General features: G+C 57.4%; 16 protein-coding genes. 9 read left to right on the plus strand and 7 right to left on the minus strand.

Annotated elements, in window-relative coordinates:
• Positions 1-60 precede the first annotated feature (60 nt).
• Positions 61-1464 carry a hypothetical protein gene (locus DSM3645_RS18300; RefSeq protein ID WP_002653766.1) on the minus strand — a complete coding sequence of 468 codons (1404 nt, stop codon included), beginning with the start codon at positions 1462-1464 and terminating at the stop codon, positions 61-63.
• Between the two features lie 370 nt (positions 1465-1834).
• Between DSM3645_RS18300 and DSM3645_RS18305 the strand changes: the two genes are divergently transcribed.
• From DSM3645_RS18305 to DSM3645_RS18325, 5 genes are all read left to right on the plus strand, one after another.
• Entirely contained in the window at positions 1835-2611 is a 777-nt protein-coding gene (locus tag DSM3645_RS18305) for a sensor histidine kinase (RefSeq protein ID WP_131282698.1), read from the plus strand.
• 69 nt (positions 2612-2680) lie between these two features.
• The gene (locus DSM3645_RS18310) at positions 2681-3430 is read left to right on the plus strand and encodes a (Fe-S)-binding protein (protein WP_002653768.1); all 750 of its coding nucleotides are present in this window, start codon (positions 2681-2683) and stop codon (positions 3428-3430) included.
• Entirely contained in the window at positions 3427-4815 is a 1389-nt protein-coding gene (locus DSM3645_RS18315) for a lactate utilization protein B (protein ID WP_002653769.1), read from the plus strand. Before DSM3645_RS18310 ends, DSM3645_RS18315 begins: the two co-directional genes overlap by 4 nt.
• Complete coding sequence (locus DSM3645_RS18320) at positions 4808-5413, plus strand: LutC/YkgG family protein (RefSeq protein ID WP_002653770.1); 606 nt, start codon at positions 4808-4810, stop codon at positions 5411-5413. The genes DSM3645_RS18315 and DSM3645_RS18320 overlap by 8 nt, the downstream gene beginning before the upstream one ends.
• A 131-nt stretch (positions 5414-5544) precedes the next feature.
• The gene (locus DSM3645_RS18325; RefSeq protein ID WP_002653771.1) at positions 5545-6495 is read left to right on the plus strand and encodes a hypothetical protein; all 951 of its coding nucleotides are present in this window, start codon (positions 5545-5547) and stop codon (positions 6493-6495) included.
• Between the two features lie 35 nt (positions 6496-6530).
• On the opposite strand, the gene DSM3645_RS18330 is transcribed toward DSM3645_RS18325, so the two are convergent.
• From DSM3645_RS18330 to DSM3645_RS18350, 5 genes are all read right to left on the minus strand, one after another.
• Complete coding sequence (locus DSM3645_RS18330; RefSeq protein WP_002653772.1) at positions 6531-6962, minus strand: OsmC family protein; 432 nt, start codon at positions 6960-6962, stop codon at positions 6531-6533.
• A 170-nt stretch (positions 6963-7132) separates the two neighbouring features.
• Positions 7133-8506, minus strand: coding sequence for a YncE family protein (locus DSM3645_RS18335; RefSeq protein WP_002653773.1), 1374 nt, complete (start codon positions 8504-8506; stop codon positions 7133-7135).
• Positions 8507-8561: 55 nt separating this feature from the next.
• The gene (locus tag DSM3645_RS18340) at positions 8562-8963 is read right to left on the minus strand and encodes a hypothetical protein (RefSeq protein WP_002653774.1); all 402 of its coding nucleotides are present in this window, start codon (positions 8961-8963) and stop codon (positions 8562-8564) included.
• A complete protein-coding gene (locus DSM3645_RS18345; RefSeq protein WP_002653775.1) occupies positions 8960-10474 on the minus strand; it encodes an outer membrane protein assembly factor BamB family protein in 1515 nt (504 codons plus the stop codon). Before DSM3645_RS18345 ends, DSM3645_RS18340 begins: the two co-directional genes overlap by 4 nt.
• Positions 10475-10518: 44 nt before the next feature.
• Positions 10519-11508, minus strand: a complete 990-nt coding sequence (locus DSM3645_RS18350; protein WP_040351962.1) for a DUF1559 family PulG-like putative transporter — start codon at positions 11506-11508, stop codon at positions 10519-10521.
• A gap of 326 nt (positions 11509-11834) precedes the next feature.
• Here DSM3645_RS18350 and treZ point away from each other — a divergent pair, with 326 nt between their 5' ends.
• A complete protein-coding gene (gene treZ / locus DSM3645_RS18355) occupies positions 11835-13715 on the plus strand; it encodes a malto-oligosyltrehalose trehalohydrolase (RefSeq protein WP_002653777.1) in 1881 nt (626 codons plus the stop codon).
• Here treZ and DSM3645_RS18360 read toward each other — a convergent pair.
• Positions 13712-14830, minus strand: coding sequence for an alpha/beta hydrolase family protein (locus DSM3645_RS18360; RefSeq protein ID WP_002653778.1), 1119 nt, complete (start codon positions 14828-14830; stop codon positions 13712-13714). The two genes, treZ and DSM3645_RS18360, sit on opposite strands and share 4 nt — an antisense overlap.
• 185 nt (positions 14831-15015) lie before the next feature.
• On the opposite strand from DSM3645_RS18360, the gene DSM3645_RS18365 reads away from it, so the two are divergent.
• The 3 genes from DSM3645_RS18365 (at position 15016) to DSM3645_RS18375 (ending at position 18701) form a co-directional block, all read left to right on the plus strand.
• Positions 15016-15999: a Gfo/Idh/MocA family protein gene (locus DSM3645_RS18365; protein WP_002653779.1), complete on the plus strand. Its 984-nt coding sequence runs from the start codon at positions 15016-15018 to the stop codon at positions 15997-15999.
• A 54-nt stretch (positions 16000-16053) separates the two neighbouring features.
• Entirely contained in the window at positions 16054-17502 is a 1449-nt protein-coding gene (locus DSM3645_RS18370) for a Gfo/Idh/MocA family protein (RefSeq protein ID WP_002653780.1), read from the plus strand.
• 161 nt (positions 17503-17663) lie between these two features.
• Complete coding sequence (locus DSM3645_RS18375; RefSeq protein WP_002653781.1) at positions 17664-18701, plus strand: LacI family DNA-binding transcriptional regulator; 1038 nt, start codon at positions 17664-17666, stop codon at positions 18699-18701.
• The last annotated feature ends 529 nt before the right edge of the window (positions 18702-19230 follow it).

Consider the following 19230-nt stretch of genomic DNA (forward strand, 5'->3'; position numbering starts at 1 on the left):
AAACCGACGGCCCGAAGACCGTCGGTTTGTGCCGTTCAATTCTGGCCAGCACCGCAGCGACTAGCAGCCGCAAGTCGGCACGGTGATCGTCTTGGGAACCATCTTGCAGACGGGAACCTTGACTTCTTTGGTCACTTCGACCGGAACCATGCAGGTGTACGAAACGACCTTTTCTTCCGGGACGTTCTTGTAGGTGGTCACGTCGTAGGTCTTTTCACGCGTTTCGGCGCGGCAAACCGTGTACGGGACTTCTTTCGTCAGCACTTGGTTTTCGTACGTGCAGGTCGGAACCGTGTAGGTTTTTTCAACCGGATTCATCACGCAAACCTTGTAGCTGTAAGGAACTTGCTCGGTGACCGGCTTCATCACGGTGCAGGTAACGTCCTTCGAGACAACTTCGGTTTCGTAGGTGCAGGTCGCAACTTGATACGTTTTTTCGACCGGTTTCATGACGCAAACCTTGTAGCTGTACGGAACTTCTTCCGTCACTTTTCGCATCACGGTGCAGGTCACGTCCTTCGAGACTTCTTGGGTCTCGTAGGTGCAGGTCGCAACTTCGTAGGTTTTTTCGACCGGCTTCATCACGCAAACTTGGTAGCTGTACGGGACTTCTTCTGTCACGGGACGCATCACGGTGCAGGGAACTTCCGTTTGCACGATGTTCGGCGCCCAAGTCTTACAGACTTTCGAGCAGCCGCAGCAATCGGTCACGACTTTCTCTTCCCAGCTTCCTTCGTCCTTGCAAACGGTCTTGGTGATCGTTTCCGGCATCATCCGGCAGACGGTGCGAGTTCCCTCACGCGGTTCGTACGACGGGACCATCACGGTTTTGGTGACGGTTTTGGTGCCGTGAACCGGCTTGCAAACGTTGTACGTGACCGTTTTGGTGGAAGTTTCGGGCACCATTTTGCAGACGGTGTTGGTCCCTTCGCGGGTTTCGTACGACGGAACCATCACGGTTTTGGTGACGGTTTTTGTGCCGTGAACCGGCTTGCAAACGTTGTAGGTGACCGTTTTGGTGGAAGTTTCGGGCACCATTTTGCAGACGTCGCGAACTCCTTCGCGAGTCTCGTAGGAGGGAACCATCACGGTCTTGGTGACGGTCTGGGTGCCGTAAACGGGTTTGCGAACGATGTACTCGACGGTCTTCGTCAAGGTTTCCGGGACCATCACCGTATACGTCCGCGTCACGGAATTCGTTTCCGGGATGCAGCGATAAACGGTGACAGTCTTTTGGCGCACTTCCGGCCGCATTTCGGTGCAGGTGATCGTACGAGTTTCGTACGTGTGTTCGGGGACCATGATGGTCTTTTCAACATACTGCACAGCAGGCGCGCAAGGAGCGTCACAAGCGGTTGAGCAGACTGGCGCACAGCCCGGTCGGCAGCGACGGCACGCTTCGGCCACGTCGACCGTGCTGAACACGGTGACCGCCGAAGCAAGTAATAGCAAGCTGCGAATCATTTAGGTTTCTCCCCAAATTTTATTAAAGTTGCCCCTGACCCTGCTGATTGTAGCGATGCCGTTTGAGGTTTTGAATCAAGCTTGGGTTAAATTGGATAAAATATAACGATATGTTCTCTAGGGATTAGGCAATTAGAGGGATCCCATTTTGCTTCGTTTTCGGCTTCTCTAGAGTGGGACGAGAGGAGTTCGCTTGCACAAACGGGGCGTTTGTTTTTTGCCGCGAATTTTTTTCCTCAGGTTCGCCGCCTCGTGGTGTGAAAGAGACGAGTATCTTTCGTCGGGTCCCTTTTCGTGCATGGCCGCGAAACATTAGATAGTCGAATATACGTACAGCGAGTTTCGCTGACCCGTGGAGTTGGAGCAAGCGATGGAAGAACGTACGCGCGAATTGCAAAACTTGAACGCCAAGTTAGAAGCGGAAATTCGCGAGCGCTCGCTCGTTGAGCAGCAGTTGTTGCAAGACAAAGTGTATTTGCAGTACTTGCTTTCGGGGCACGAGCGGGATCGGCAACTGATCGCCTACGAAATTCACGACGGCGTCGTGCAAGGACTCACCGCGGCGATGATGCATTTGGAGACGGCGCCGGGCCAAATCGATCAAGTTCGAATCGATACGGCGCTGCGGATATTGCGCGGCAGCGTCGCCGAAGCGCGCCGCGTCATGAAAGGGCTCAGCCCGCCGCTGCTCGAGGATATCGGCGTGATTGCGGCGATCGAAGGGATGCTGGAAGAGCAGATGCCGGAAAGTTGCGAAATCGAATTTGAACATGACGTCCAGTTCGATCGCTTGCTGCCGCTGTTGGAGTGTACGATTTATCGGGTGGTGCAAGAATCAGTCGCCAACATCATGCGTCATAGTCAGGCCAGACACGCCAAAATTAGTTTACAAGAAGCTGGCGAGCGGTTGGTTTTGTCGGTCGTTGACGACGGAATCGGGTTTGACGCGGTGGGGGCCGCCGCATCGGGGTTCGGGCTGAAGGGAATCGCCGAACGCGCCAAGTTGTTTGACGTCGAGGCGAAAATCGACTCTCGCCCCGGCGCCGGAACTCGCGTGACGATCGATTTTCCGCTGATTCGCGCCAATCAGGATTTCGACAAATGGGCTTCGATATCGGGTAACCTGGGGGCCGCCAAACGAGTATAATGCAGGGCTATCTCCCGACTGGCAGGATGCGAGTCGGCGTCCTTGCCTTTCGCCCCCCGTTCGACATTGATGCAAGTCGCGCTTTTCATTCCCTGCTATATCGACCAGCTCTATCCCCGCGTCGGCATGGCGACGTTAGAAATCCTGGAGCGTCGCGGGTGCGACGTCGTCTTCCCAGCGGCGCAAACGTGCTGCGGTCAGCCGATGTCCAATACCGGGTGTAACTCAGACGCACGCCCATTGGCCGAACGGTTTCTTGAGATATTCGCGCCGTATCAGTACGTGGTCGCTCCGAGCGGCAGTTGCGTAGCGATGGTGCGCCATCATTACGACGAGTTCCTGGCGGGGCGGCCTGGTTTCGAGGAGCTGAAAGCCAAGACGTTCGAACTGTGCGAGTTTCTGGTCGACGTTTTGAAGGTCGAATCCTGGGACGGCGTCTATCCGCATAAGGTCGGTCTCCATTCCAGCTGCCATGGACTGCGTGAGTTGGGAATGGGCAAACCGAGCGAGCTGGTCGGGGTGGATTTCAGTAAACCGGGACAGCTGCTAGCGATGTTGGACCAAATCGAACTGGTCAAGCCGCAGCGACCGGACGAGTGTTGCGGATTTGGCGGGACGTTCGCCGTCAACGAAGAAGCGGTTTCCTGCATGATGGGAACAGATCGCCTGCAAGATCATCTGTCGGCCGGGGCCGAAGTTCTGACCGCCGCCGATATGTCTTGCCTGATGCATCTGCAAGGATTGTCAGGGCGGAAAAAGATGCCGCTGCAAATCAAACACATCGCCGAGATTTTGAACGAGAGCGAAGCGAAATCATGAAAACCGCCGAGCATCCCGAGCAAGCGGCCAAGTTTGTCGCCAACGACGAGCGCGCCCATTGGCACGATCAAGCGCTGTGGTTTGTGCGCGAGAAACGAGACCGCATGGCGGTCAGCTTGCCCGAATGGGAACAACTGCGCAGCGCCGCATCGCAAATCAAACTGCATACCGTCAGTCGCTTGGCCGACTATCTTGAGCAGTTTGAACAAAACGCTACCAAGCTGGGCGCGGTGGTCCATTGGGCGCGCGACAGCGAAGAACATAACCAGATCGTGTTGTCGCTGCTGCAAAAAACAGGCGCCAAACGCGTGGTCAAAAGCAAGTCGATGCTGACCGAAGAGTGTCACTTGAACCCGTTCTTAGAAGAGCAGGGGATCGAGGTCGTCGACACCGATCTGGGCGAGCGGATCGTGCAAATGCGCAAAGAAACGCCGTCGCATATTGTTCTGCCGGCGATTCATATCAAAAAAGAAGAGGTGAGCGAAACCTTTCACGAGCATCTGCAGACCGAGGCCGGCAACAACGATCCGAACTATCTGACCGAAGCGGCTCGCAATCATCTGCGCGAGAAGTTCCTGGCCGCCGATGTCGGCATCACCGGGGTAAACTTCGCGATCGCCGAAACCGGCGGACTGGTCGTTTGCACCAACGAAGGCAACGCCGACTTGGGAGTCTCGCTACCCAAGATGCACATCGCTTGCATGGGGATCGAAAAACTGATTCCCCACGCGTCGGACCTCAGCGTCTTTTTGCGTCTGTTGGCGCGCAGCGCAACGGGACAGCCGATCACGACCTATTCGTCTCACTTTCATGGACCGCTCCCCGGCGGCGAACTGCATATCATTTTGGTCGACAACGGTCGCAGCAACCTGATGGGAAGCGAGCAGTTTCGAAACTCGTTGAAATGCATCCGCTGCGGCGCTTGCATGAATACGTGTCCCGTCTATCGACGCAGCGGCGGACATAGCTACGGAACGACCGTGCCGGGTCCGATCGGTTCGATCCTGGCGCCGTCACGCGATTCGAAGGCGCATAAGAGCCTGCCGTTCGCTTGTACGTTGTGCGGTTCCTGCACCGACGTTTGCCCGGTGAAAATTGATCTGCATCACGAGTTACTCGAGTGGCGCGGCGAAATTCGGCAACGCGGTCAACTGCCGATGTCGAAAACCGTACCGATGAAACTGACCAGCTGGATGATGCGATCTCCTTGGCTGTTTCGCTGGGTCGGAGCGATCGGGAAATTCTGCTTGCGGCATTTGCCGCGGTGGGCGATTTACCATGGGCTGAACCCCTGGGGGAAACAACGCGAGATGCCGGAGTCCCCGAAAGAAAGCTTCCGAGAGCTGTACCAAATTCATGAGTCGAAAAAAGCCAGCGATGAGTAGCCGCGACCAGATCTTAAAAAGCATCCGTAATCAGGTTGTCGCCAGCGTTGATCACCCGGGACTTGCCGGCGATTGGATCCGCTACGACGATCGTGTCGCTCATTTTGCGACCGTTTTAGCCGCTGTCGGCGGCGCGGCGCATGTGGTCGACACGGCGGAAGAAATCGTGGCCGTATTGAGCAAGGTTCCGGCTTTTGCGCAAGCTTCCAAAATTGTTAGCCTTTGCGAGCAGATTTCGGGCAATGTCGATTTCGTCGCAATTGACGATCCGCATGCGTTGGAAGATGTCGACTTCGCCGTGTTGCCGGCCCAGTTTGCCGTCGCCGAAAATGGCGCTGTTTGGGTCGACGACGCCGTCGTCAAACACCGCGTGATTTACTTCATTCCCCAGCATTTATCGTTTATTGTCAGGTCGCCAGCCGATGCGGCCGACGCGATTGTCGACAACATGCACCTAGCTTACGAGCGAATTTCGCTGGGCGAACCGCAATTTGGAGCGTTCGTTTCGGGACCCTCCAAAACGGCCGATATCGAACAATCGCTGGTCATTGGCGCGCATGGAGCCCGGTCGCTGAACGTCTTTTTTTTGCGACAATAAATCGGGCGTAGATCGGCGCCGATGGATGCATATCGCGGCGACGAACTCTAGAATAACGAATAGGCCGGCACGAGCGGTAGCGAACCGTTGTGAAATATTGGGACGCGCGTCGTCCCCTTAGGATTGGATGGATGAGCGAAGAAGAACAGCAGCAAACCAAGACGCCGCGACTCAATTTGTTGCGATTGTCGTTGGATGAAGCGTCGGCGAAATTTGAGGTCGAATCATTTCAGGATGACGAGCTCTCGATCGCTGCGCGCCAGTGGCGACTCATCGCGACTCCCTTGGATCCCGATGGAGCGAAAAACCTGACGCGCGTCATGCAGCAAATGGTCCAAAACCGAACCGCCGTCGATCCCGGCATTTTGGCCGGCGTCCATCCCAACGTGCAGGTCCATCGCTATTTGCGCGGCCTCGGATCACATGGCCGCGCCGCCCACGGCGATTACTTGGTGCAATGCGGCGACGAGTGGGTCTTTGTCATGGTCGTGGCGCGAGCGCCGCACGATGAGTTTGATTCGGCCGAGATTGATCGCGTGCTGGGCTCGGCCAATCTGGCCGCCGAGCCGGCGCTGCAGCATCAAGTTCTGCCGGCTTGGCAAGAGTTTCTCCAGCAACGCAAGCCGACCGATCCAGACGGCAAGTTTCTGATTTCGCTGGAGCCGGCGCCGGTGATGATCGGCAACTTTGATTTGTTTGAAGAACTGGAAGATCAAGCCGATATGTCGCCGGATGACGACGACGTCGATCGCGGGGGCCGCGCGCTCGATCGACAATTGATCGAGTTCTATGTGCTCGACGAACCGCTCTCGATCCGGTGCGATCTTTGGATCAATCGCGAGCCCGACGTTTCGCAGCCGCGCGAGCTCGTCTTTCGCTCGAAGCTGGAAGTAGCGATCGGTCGCATCGAGATTTGGTCGGCGGATGAGATTTACGCGTTCGAGATCGCCAACGGCAAATACGACGCCAGCATCTTTGTGATCGAGCGGGGGAAAATCTGCGACGACGATCTGACCGATCGTGAATTCTTCGAGCGCCACGATTTAGAACGTTACGAAATCATCCTCAAACCGAGCGGCTAAGCCGCTCGGCCTGGCTGGACGATATTGGAGAAGAGCTACGACGTCAGCGTTGCGTCGAGCGTGATCTCGCAGCTTAGCACTTTCGACACAGGGCAGCCGGCTTTCGCGGCGGCGGTTAGTTCGTCGAACTTCGCTTGATCGATGCTGGGGATCGTTGCCGACAGCGTCAGGTGGACTGCGGTGATCGCGAATCCTTCGTCCTGTTTTTCGAGGGTGACGTCTGCTCGGGATTGCATCTTTTCGGCGGTGAAGCCGGCTTCGCCTAGCATCAGCGACAGGGCCATCGTGAAGCAGCCGGCATGCGCGGCGCCGATCAATTCTTCGGGATTGGTCCCCTGCTTACCTTCAAACCGAGCGGAAAAACCATAGGGATACGATTCGAGTGCGCCGCTTTTGGTCGAGATGGCGCCTTTGCCTTCTTTCAGACCACCTTCCCAGACAGCGGATCCGTATGTTTTTAGTTTCATTGTCGACATTCCTTGTTTGCGTGAGTTTGGTAGAGACTTCGCGAAGTCATTCAGGATGCGACCTGCACGCATCATGGTTGCCTTTTCAAAGGCGCATCGCCATACCTGTGACGATAGCGCCTTCGCGAGCGTCCTGCAAGCGTCACAAAAAAACGAACGCTTGCGGCTGACTATTTACCCACGGTCACGATGCGTCCCGGCGCTGCGTCGACCGAGATCTTTTCCAGCACTTCCAGCTTGGTCAGCGACAGCACCCAGATCGTGCCGTCCCCAGGGTTGGTGACACAGGCATATCTCCCGCCAGGCAACACGCAAATATCGTGATGCCCGCTATGTCCGACGACCTTGCTGCGGCCGACCGGCATGCTCTTCACCAACTTGGCGTCAGAGAAGTCGCCGTCGCGATCGGGATCTAGATTGACGACACTTAGCTGTTCCTCGGCGTCGCCGTCGTGACGATCTTGAAAAAGAAACGCCATTTTCAGCCCGCTGGGAGTTTCCAAAATCCGCGGCGTCGTCAGGCGGAGTCCCTCGGCCGTTTCGAGCGGTAATTTTTGGATAGTCGGTTCGGTCGCCGTAGCGTCGATCAAACCGAGGAATGATTCGTCGGAAGAGCGTGACGTGAACGTTACCCAATGTCCCGCATTGGCGAAGGCGCCGGTCCGTAGCGGTCGCTCAGTCTCAGGATCCTCGCCGAGCGAGAGGTGGTGAACTTCGGCGGTTTTTTCGTTCTGCGACAAGTTGCGATCGGCGTCGACCCAGCAAATCCCATCCGCCGGCGCGAAGAAGACGCGCCCCGAATTGGCGGTCGCACCATGCAAACCGCCGGTAGGCGTCTGGATCGTGTAGTTTCCCTTTCCTGCTTGATCATCGCGCAGATTGACGACATCAATGCGACCCTGGTTGTCGCCGTCCCGGTCAATCCAAGTTGAGTAAGCGACCTGATCGTCGACCGCGGCCAACGTGATGTGATCACCGCCGCCAGAGAAAAAGGTCGCCGCTTGTTCGGCGTTGTCGCCTGCTAGTTGCTTGGGCCGAATCCGCGTAAAGCCATCGTTTTGATCATTCGCCAGGTAAAAAGCGCCGTCGTATTGGTAAAGATGGGCCGGGTTTCCTTGCTGATCATCCAAGCGTTGGGCGAGCACCTTGGGCGCATGGGGGAAGCGCCAATGGGTATGGTCGCCATGTTCTTCTTCGACGGCGCCGGCGTCGATCGCGATCCAGCCGCTTTCGAGCTCCCCATCTTCGGCGTCACGCACGCCGACCAGCAGCACATTGCCGATCGCTTCCATCTGCACCAACGATTGAGAGTCGATATCGATCGTCGGAAAGTCGGTGACCGGTTGCGGCGCTAGCGTCCACTTGTCGCCCTGAATGAGGTCGGCGCATTGAACGGTCGCAGCAGCTTCGTTTTGCCAGAAAAGACGTGCGATCACGCGTGGTTCGCGATGCTTGGCGCTTGACGCTTCTTCGGCGCAGAGCCAGCCAGCGGACAAAGGCAGTAGCAGCGCTAATGCCGAGAAAGTCGATAGGTTCTTCAACATGTTAGGGTTGCTCGTTCGTGTTTGAGGTGGGGGGGGAATAATGGATTCCAGAGTTCTAATTGGTCGTAGAAGCAACAGCGCCGGAGCCGCTGCTTGTGTAAAAGCGTTTCTTTTTCCAGTGAATGCAGGTCCAAATCGCGCCGCCTTGGGCGGCGCGGATCCAATAGAAGCGGCGCTGATCGCCGGCCGCATACACGACCGGCGTCCCTTCCACTTCGGTGCTGTCGCTCCAGTCAGGTTGGCTTTGAAAGAAGTGGTTGAGGATCGCGTGATCCTCTTTCGCCGGCGCTCCTTGTTTGCTCCATAGGACTCCTTGATCGGTAAAGTGATCGACGGCGACCGAATCGACGTTGACGACCGGCTCGGTCGCAGGAGAGCGACATCCCAAGCATGCGAGGGAGAGAAGCACGGTAAGAGAGCGGATTCGATAGTAGTCGTGAGCAACGCGATACGTCATTTTCGGACAGGCTCCTCTACGAGCGCGGGGGACGATTGCGGCGAGATGCAATAGAGTCGCGTTCCGGTGCGAATCACGATTCGCCCGGGGATTGCAGCGGCGCCATAGACGATGGGATCTCGCGCGTTATTTTGCGAATCCGAGCGACGTGCGGCCATCAACTTGGCGGCGGCTTGAAGTTCGCCGGCGTCCAGGCGACCGTCTTGGTTCGAGTCGCTGCTGGGGAACATTGAGCGGAAACGACCAGAGACTTCGTCGATCGTCAAAAAGCCGTCGCCATCGGCGTCGCCGGTTTCTAAGAGACTCTCGAACCCGCGCGATGACTTGGCGGACGAGACGTTTTCGACATAGGTCTCTGGCGGTGGGGGCGACTGGAGATCCCAAAGCAAGTTGGCTGCAAGCTGCTCAAATTGCGGGCCAGCTTTCAGGACGATGGTCTGTCCGTTCTTCCCCAAAAAATAGATTCGATCTTGCGATACGATCGGCGTGGCCCAACAGTCGGTCCCAATTCGTTTGGCGTAATGCTGCCGCCCGGTCATTTTGTCCAGGCAATAGACGACGCCCACATTGTTGAGATAGTAAACGCACTCGCCGCAGACGACCGGTGATGCATAGTCGCTGACAGCTTTCTCGGCTCGCCAGACGATCTGCGGAGAATCGTTGTTGCATTGGATGCAAAGATTGGAACGCTGCGCGTCGCCGCCGCCAGAAAACTCGGAGACGCGAGCGCCCACATAGAGCCGATCGCCGTCAGGCGTAGGTGACGCTACGGTATTGCCGTCCAGTTCGCCGACGGTCCACAACGAATCGCCGGAGTCTGCGTCATAGGCGGAGACCGCGCCATTGGAACTGAGGATGATCTGGCCGTGGATTGCAATCGGCGACGACCAAGAGTTCGACGAAGGGCGATCCCTCTTCCAACGCGTCTCCCCGGTTTGCTTGTCGATCGCGATCAAGTACGAGGGTCCGCGATGCTCGATATTTAAGATGACGCACTGCTCGGTCTGGGCGGGAGACGCTCCCACGCCGTGATTGTTTTCGAAGGGACCAAAGTCGGTGACAAGATCACGACGCCAACGGAGAGCGCCCGTAGGATCGATTGCGGCGACATCGCCGCTTTCAAAAAAGAGATAGACTCCCAGATCGTCGACGACCGGCGTCGGAGCGGCGCGGGCCATCATGTAACTGGAAGGCGCCGTCGCAGCGGCGGGAAAGCGATACCGCCAAAGCTGATCGCCGGTATTAATGTCGATGCAGGAAACGACGCAGGTTTCTTTGTTCGGCCCTGCGGTGGAGGTCACGTAGATCCGCTGGCCGTGAATGATGGGCGTCGACTGCCCATAGCCTTCCAACTCACGTTGCCAGGCAATTCCTGCCTGCGGAGACCAGTTGAGCGGCAAGGGGCCGCCGGCATGGGAACTTCCGCCGGCGCGAAACTGGGGCCAACTATCTTGCGCGGCTGCGAACGAGACGAGCGTCAGCAGTGCAATGAGGGGCGAAATGGATTTCATTGCGAGGTCCTGAAAGTGTCAATACGAAGGGGAAAGTCGTTACTTTAAAACTCACCGAGCACCGCGCCGTCATTGCGAGCGTGCAGATTTCGCCAGGTCGAGAGATCGACGGTTTCGCTCACCACGCGAACGCTGCCGTCCGCAAAGCTGACCATCACGCCGCCGGGGTGAGCGCTGCGAGCGCCCATCACGGCATCGCCGTGATACAAGATGTCTGGCGAGGGTGAATTGGGGGGGAAATACCCGTTGATGAACGATTGATAGGTCAGATTGCGGAGCCATTGACCGGCGCGACGTCCGTCGTAGCTGGTGACCGATCTGGCGTCGAGATCGTCCGCCGCTGTCGAGCAAGGACTGCCGCCGCCGCTGGTCGAGCGCATTTGCGTTTGTGCGTCCAAAAGCTCAGTCGAGTTGAGCCGTGCGCCGAACAAAGTCTCAGCCAGCAAGATCGTATGCGTGGCGCCATCGGTAATATCTTGAAATCGCGTCGCCGATCCGCGCCAAAAGATTCCGCCGGTATCGCTGGTGCTGCAATATTGGACGCCGACTCCCGGCCCGGCGTTGACCATATAGTTGCCGCCGGCCCAGGTAATATCGTCATCTACATACAACGGATCGCCGGGGTCGCTGGGACAGATCAGGACGTTGATCTTCATGCCGACCAGGTTGTCATAGATCGGGTTGAGCGTCTTCAGGTAGCTAACGCCGATCATCAACGGCTGCGAAAAATCGAGCTGATCCTGGAGATTCCCTTGTTCGAGAAACGGCAACATCTTCGACTGGGCCGAATAGCCGTAGCTCGAGTCTTCGGCCGGATACGGAAAGGTCTTGTAGGTCGACTCGTAGTTGTGCGCCGCCAGCGCTAGCTGCTTCAGGTTGTTGCTGCACTGCATCCGCCGAGAAGCTTCACGCGCTTGTTGAACCGCCGGCAGCAGCAGCCCGATCAGGATGCCGATGATCGCGATCACCACCAAGAGTTCGACCAAAGTAAACGCGGCGCGGCGTGATACGGGAGCAAAAATATCGGTCTTCATCGACGCTTCTCCAGAGGTTTTTTTGAGCAAGTCTCTCTCAGTCTATAATGAATGCACCTGCAGTCAATATGCAAGTGCAAGAAAGGGTTGAAACGGTGGTGGGGAGACTCGGAGGACGTTTCAGGCTCACTTTCGTAGAGCGCGACTTCCAAACAAACTCGCGCGGTGGACTGCGAGGAGCGAGAGCGGATCAAGAAGGTTTCGTCAGCAAAGAGAAAACTCGCCGCTGCATGGCTTTGCAGCGCCGGTAAAATGCCTAACATGGCGTTTAGTGTAGAAATCCGACAAAGCCGGCGATTTGCCCAAAGCAGCGAGCAACCTTGGCGATGAATGCGAATCCAGCAGAGGCGACTTATTCGTTTGGAGCGATCGTGCGCTCCTCAGGCGTTGATTTCACCGTTTGGGCGCCGCAGCGGACGCGGGTCGAATTGGCGCTGGTCGATGAGCAAGGAAACGCGAAACGCCTGCTTGCGATGCAGCGACAGGAGAGCGGGTTCTTTTTTGTGCACGCGGCGGATGCGGGGGCCGGCGATCTGTATATGTATCGCATGGATGGTCAGGGGCAATTGTTTCCTGACCCGGCTTCTCGTTTTCAACCGTCAGGCGTGCACGGTCCTTCGCAAGTGATTGACTCGTCGGTCTATGCCTGGCAAGACGACGAGTGGGCCGGTCTGCCGCTGGAAGGGCAGGTCTTGTATGAGTTGCATCTGGGGACGTTCACCAACGAGGGAAATTGGGCCGGCGCCAAGTCGAAACTTCCGTATCTGAAGGAGATCGGCGTCACCGCGGTCGAGATCATGCCGCTGGCCGATTTCCAGGGGGACTTTGGTTGGGGTTACGACGGCGTCTATTGGTATGCTCCGTCGCGCATCTACGGAACGCCGGATGACTTTCGCGACTTTGTCGACGCCGCGCACCAGATCGGGATCGGCGTGATGTTGGACGTGGTCTACAACCACTTTGGCCCGACCGGCAATTATTGGAACGCCTACACTCCTTACTTTCCTTCCTCGAAACATGGGACCGACTGGGGCGACGCGATCAACTATGACGGTAAGGGCTCGAAACCGATCCGTCGTTTTGTGATTGAAAACGCCGCCTACTGGATTCGTGAGTTCCATCTCGACGGCCTGCGTCTGGACGCGACGCAAACGATCTTTGATGACTCGACGCCGCATGTGCTGACCGAGACGACCAGCGCCGCGCGTGCGGCGGCCGGCGATCGTCCAATAATCGTCGTCGCCGAGAATGACGCACAAGAGATTTGTCACGTCCAGTCGCCGGAGTCGGGCGGATACGGTATGGACGGAGTCTGGAACGATGACTTCCATCATGCGTGTCGCGTCGCCGCGACGGGACACAGCGAGTTCTACTATGCGGATTTCGCCGGCACGCCGCAGGAGATGGTCTCGGCGATGCGTTGGGGTTACCTCTACCAAGGACAGTGGAACCAACGGCAAGGCCGCAAGCGGGGATCGGCTTCGCTCAAAACTCCGCAGAAGCACTTTATTCACTTCTTGCAGAACCACGATCAGGTTTCGAATTCGGCCAGCGCGCTGCGGACGCATGCACTGACTTCGCCGGGGCGGTTTCGCGCGTTGACTGCGCTGATGCTGTTGGGCCCGCAGACGCCGATGCTGTTTATGGGGCAAGAGTTCGCCGCTTCGAGCCCGTTTTACTTCTTCGCCGATCACGAAGTTGGGATCGACCAATTAGCGCAGGACGGCCGCTTGGAGTTCATGCGCTGTTTTCCCCGAGCCGCCGGTTACTTTCAGACGTTCATGCCGAACGACCCGATCGGCCGCGAAGCGTTCGAGCGCTCGAAATTGAACTGGGACGAAGTCGAGACCAATGCGCCGGTTGTGGCGCTGCATCGCGATTTGCTGCATCTACGGAAGACCGACGTGACGATCTCGCAGCAAGATGACGTCATGCTGGAAGGAGCGGTGATCGGCGACGAGGCCTTCTTGTTGCGCTGGATAACGCCGAGCGGCGACGATCGTTTGATGTTCGTCAATCTCGGCCGTGACCTGAGTTGGCGCCCGGTCGCCGAGCCGCTGGTCGCTCCGCCGCAAAATACCAATTGGTCGCTGCTCTGGTCGAGCGAAGAGCCGCGTTACGGCGGATCTGGCACGGCGCTGCTCGATACCCAGCAGTGGCTCATCCCAGGTCATACGGCGGTGTTGATGCGGCCGAATCCCCGTTAATTTTGGTGGTGATCGGCGACATATGCTGACAACCACTGGATCACGCGCTCGCCGCTCTCCCACGATAGCTGGTGACCCTCGTGATGGTTCCAAAGGCCGATGCGGACCGGTGCGTCATACAACTTGGTGACGCGTTGCCCGACCAGCAGCGGCGGCCAACTGCGCTCGCCATCCGAGCAACCGCGACCAGTCTCGCCGCCGAGCACCAAAAACGGACGCGGCGCGATCAGCGCGATCAGGTCAGCGTGATCGCGCGTGAAGTCGGGCGACTTGACCACTTTGCCCAGATACCAGGGCGCTTCCCAGTTGGTCGAATGCATGCCGATTCCGCCTTCGCTGGCGACGGCGGCACAAATCCGATCGTCGAATGCCGTGAGATAAAGCGATTCTTTGGCGCCCAGCGAATGACCATACGCGCCGATCCGTTGTGGATCGACATTCGCTTGCGCCAGCAGTACGTCGACGGCCCGCAGTCCATCAGCCAGCATGACGGCCATCGCTTTGCTGTGGGGATGCGGCGCGAGCACGGCGGCCGTCGACGCGAGATACGACTTTTGCTCCCAGAGAAAATTCTCAGGGCAAAGGACAACGAACCCTTGTTCAGCCAGGCGAAGCCCCATATGTCGCTCAGGCTCGCCGTCGAGTCCGACCAGTTTTTGAAACGTCTTGGCGTTGGTGCCGTGAAACGCGACGATCGCCGGCAGCTTCTTCTCGCTCGGTTGGTGCGGCGTCAAGAGATAGGCGCGAACCGAGCGATCGGGTTCGGCTTGATAGCGAATCAACGTGCGCGTGCAATGTTCTAAGCGGTCTGACCGCAGCGTCTCGACCTGCAGCGGCAACTGCGGCGCCGCCGAATAGACGCCGAGGAAATCGCGCCAGTCAGCGTCGACAATCGCACGCTTATCCTGCCACTGACGCAACGTGACGATCGGCATGCCGTCGGCAGTCTGCAACGTCTCGCTGCTTGACGTTTTCACCATGGGGGGCGGCGTCACAACCTGAGCGAGCCAAGATGGATCGGCGGCGACCGCAAGCTGGGCCGCGGCGAAAATCAGCGCCACCGCCCCGCGGTGAGAGTTACGACGCGTCAGTGATTGCAGCGTTAAGTGATTCATGACCACCAGTTTACGTGAGAAGAGCAGGGGGGCGCCAGGGTCGAAATCAGCGCCAGAAAGAAAACTCTTTACGCTCAAGATATCTCGTGGTATCTTGAATGCAACCGATTTCCTGAAATTGCCGTCGCAACCTCCGTTTCCTAGAGACGTCCCCTCCCAGCTTCCCACCGAATGGAACGTTACGCATGAAGACCTTATTGAACGCCGTCGTTTGCTTCGTCCTGGTCATAATGATCGCGACCGGAGCCAACGCCGCCGAGCCGCTGAAGATTGGTTTGATCGGGCTCGACAGCTCGCATGCCGTCGCGTTCTCGAAGCTGATCAACGCGGCGAGCCCGCGTCCCGAGTTTGCCGACGCGACGATCGTCGCCGCCTATCCCGGCGGAAGTCCTGATCTGCCGACCAGCGCCGATCGGATCGAAGGCTTTACCAAACAGGTTTCCGGGATGGGCATCGAGATCGTTCCCTCGATCGACGTGCTGTTGAAGAAGGTGGATGCTGTGATTATGAATAGCGTCGATGGACGCATTCACTTGTCGCAAGCCAAGCCGGTTTTGGAAGCTGGGTTGCCGCTGTTTGTCGACAAGCCGGTAGCCGCTTCGCTGGCCGACGCGAAAGAATTGTTCGCGATTTCGAAAAAGACAGGGACGCCGGTCTTCTCTTGCTCGACGCTCCGTTACTGTGCCGAAGTACAAGAGCTGAGCAAGCAAAACGCCGCCGGCAATATCGTCGGTTGCGTCGCTTACAGTCCTTGTAAACTTGATCCGACGCATCCTGATCTTTTCTGGTATGGAGTTCACGGGGTCGAAACGTTGTTTACCGTCATGGGACCTGGCTGCGTCAGCGTTGAGCGGACGCAAGCAGACGGCGTTGAGATCGCGACCGGCGTTTGGAAGGATGGCCGCGTCGGTACGTTCCGCGGCATTCGCGATGGTTCGGCCGGTTACGGCGTGTTGGTGTTTGGTAAAAAGAAGATTGAGTTGGTCACGATTCGCGCCGGGTACGACCAGTTGGTGGCTGAAATCGTCCAGTTTTTCCGCACCAAGAAGCCGCCGGTCGCTCCGGAAGAAACGCTGGAAATCATCGCTTTCATGACGGCTGCCGACGTCAGCCGCGACGCGGATGGGAAGAGCGTTACGCTCGAAAGCGTGATGCAGAGCAGCAAGTAACGTCGAGTTCAGTCCTACGAATAAATCACTGTCTTCCGCCGCAAGGAATATCGCATGGTATCTGTCAATCGTCGCCAGTTTTTGGCCGCCGCTTCTGCGGCCGCCGTCACTTCGATGACGTCGAACGCTCGTTCCGCCGAGGCCAATGACGAATTGCGAGTTGTCGTGATCGGCGTCAATAGCATCGGCAATACGCATTTGAACGGCTTTCCAAAAATCCCCGGCGTTAAAGTTGTCGGCGCGTGCGATGTCGACAGTGCGGTACTGGGAAAGCGAACGGAAGAGTTTGATAAAAAGTTTGGCTATGGACTGAAAAAGTACGACGACTTGCGCCGCGTCTATGACGACCCCGACGTCGACGCCGTCGTGCTCGGCGTGCCGAATCATTGGCACGGCCTGGGAACGGTCTGGGGCTGTCAGGCCGGCAAAGACGTCTATACCGAGAAGCCCTGTTCGCACAACATTTGGGAAGCGGGCCAAATGGAGAAAGCGGCGGCCAAATATGACCGGATCGTGCAGATCGGGATCCAACGTCGCAGCTTCAAGCACTTGCAAGACTTTTTCCAAGAGGTGCATCAAGGGGCGCTGGGCAAATTGAAAAGCGTGAAGGGGATCTACCTGACCCGCCGCGAGTCGATTGGGCGACCGACCACTGCTCCCCAGCCGCCGTCGACCGTCAATCATGATTTGTGGTGCGGGCCTGGTTCGACCAAGCTCCAGCGGGCCAAGTATCACTACGATTGGCACTGGTTCTGGGATTACGGCAACGCCGAGCTGGGAAACAATGGTCCTCATATCCTGGATCTCTGCCGCTGGGCCGTGGGCGCCGAAGAATTTCCGACCAGCGTTTCCAGCGTCGGCGGACGGTATGCATGGGATGACAACGGACAAACGCCGAACACGCACTTGCTCCGTTACGAATACGCAAAAGCTCCCATTACCTTCGAGATTCGCGATCTGCCGACCGCGACCGGCAAGCGAGACACCTGCAAGTACAAGGGGCTCAGCTACGGGATTGTTATCGAAGGAGAAGAAGCGACCTATCTTGGGTTTGACACCGGCAAAGTGGTCGATCCGGATGGCAAAACGATTCGTGAAATCAAAGGCGACACCGGCTCTGACGGTGGACGTCAGCTGCATCGTGAAAACTTCGTGAAGGCGGTGCGCTCCCGGAAAACAAGCGATTTGAACTGCCCAGTTCGAGCAGGGCACCTGTCGACGGCCCTTTGCCATTTGGGAAATATCTCGCATTTGACCGGCGAGTCGCTCCCGCTCGCTTCGCTGGAAGAACGCGTTCAGGATCAGCCGCTGATGACCGACGCCGCGACGCGGATGACCGAGCATTTGGCCGCCAACGGCGTTGATCTCGATTCGGCGGCGGTGCAAATGGGGCGGACCTTGGCGATTGATCCGAAAACGGAGAAATTTCCGAACGATGAGGCCGCCAACCGATTGTTGCGCCGCGAGTATCGAGCGCCTTACGTCGTTCCAGAGCAAGTTTAAGCCTAGTGATTCTGGGGAACAGCTCGGCAAACTTCCTCGCCGGGCTTGCTGGAAGTGCTGCTTGTTACGTATTCTGGAGGGCTTGCGAAATCACTCGCGGCCCGTAAACGCTCGGCGATGTCGTCGGAGTTGGCTGGCCAGCCTTGGCAAGTTTGAAGTGCATGGCCGAAGAAGATCGAAAAGTTCGACTCGTAGATATCGCGAACCAGGCAGGCGTTTCCCGCGCAGCGGTCGGTCATATTCTGAACAACTCCGGCGTCGATAGCGTCCGCGTTTCGGAGGCGACGCGACAAAAAGTGTTGAAGATCGCCGAAGAGCTCGATTATCGGCCGAATCGCGCCGCTCAGCGCTTGCGCGGAATGCCGACCAAGATCATCGGCGTCGTCCTGGACACCGTGAACTTGGCGGTCTTCTCGGCGCGTCTGTCGGCGATTGAGGCCGAGGCTCATACCCGCGGGTATCGTTTGATGATCGGCCAGGCGCATCATGATCCGGCCGAAATCAAAACCTATCTCGACGATTTCGCCGATCACGGCATGGACGCGATCTTGTGCATGTTTGACGTGATGCAAGATATTCGGCCAAAGCTGAAAAAAGTCTTCCGTGATCGCAATCACATCATCTTGCACTCGTCGCCGATTTTGAAAGCACAGCCTTGCGTGCGGGTCGAAACGTCGTCGGCGATTGAGCAATTGGTCGACCACCTGGCCGATCGCGGCCGCAAACGGGTCGCGATTCAGTTGTGGTCGCCGTCGGATCAATTGATGTCGATTCGCTGTGAAGCTTGGAAAGCGAACGTGAAACGGCGCAAGCTGGGGACCAGCGAATCGCTGATTTGGACCAATCCCGAAGCGACGCAAAAGCCGTCTCGCGATGCGATCGATGATTGCATTCAGAAGTTGGTCGTCAAAAACAAAGCCGATGCGATCATTGCGTCGAACGACGAATGGGCGGTGCGGATCATGCAAGGGTTACACCGCCATGGGTATTCGGTTCCAGAAGACTTGGCCATTACCGGCTATGACAATCTGGATATCGCCGACGTGATCGAACCCGGTCTGACCACGATCGATCAATGCCACGCGGCCTACGCCAAAGCGGCGCTCGACCTGGTCGAAGAGTCGCTGCAGGGAGAAATCCCCGCGGCCAAGCGAGTCCGCGTGATTCGCCCGGAGCTAATCGTGCGCGAATCGACCTAACGACTGGACCGGACAAGGTTGGACCGGACCGCTGCATTTTTCTGTTCGGCGGATTGAACCAATAAAACACTAGCCCGAGTGCGCAAGCCGAGGGAATACGCCATCCATTCCAAAGGACTGGACAAGGTTGGACTGGACCGCTGTTTTTTTTTTGCCATCAAATTGCCTAGTCTGCCTGGGCGTTGGTTTGGGGGCTTTTGCGCTGCGGCTGGCACGGCCTGCCCTACGGGTTCACTAGTTGGACCGGACCGTTGGTCATTTTTTAGGACAGGTCTCAATGCAGGTCCTGTCTTGGGGGGAAGGATCGCCAGCCATCCCTGCTCGCGCTGGCCATCCTTGACCGCCGGAGGCTCGTCACCCCGTATTCGAGCCCCAAGTTGTGCGCTTTGTCGAGAGACAATTTTGGCGCGTTTCCTGCGATGTCCAAGTCGACCAACCGCCCGCTTTTATGCGCTCGACGAAGCAATTTATGAAAGTGTATCCTAATGACTTGAAAGGTCGGAAATCGCCGTTAAGTCAAAGGGATTAA

It is taken from the genome of Blastopirellula marina DSM 3645 (assembly GCF_000153105.1).
GTDB classification, from domain to species: domain Bacteria; phylum Planctomycetota; class Planctomycetia; order Pirellulales; family Pirellulaceae; genus Blastopirellula; species Blastopirellula marina.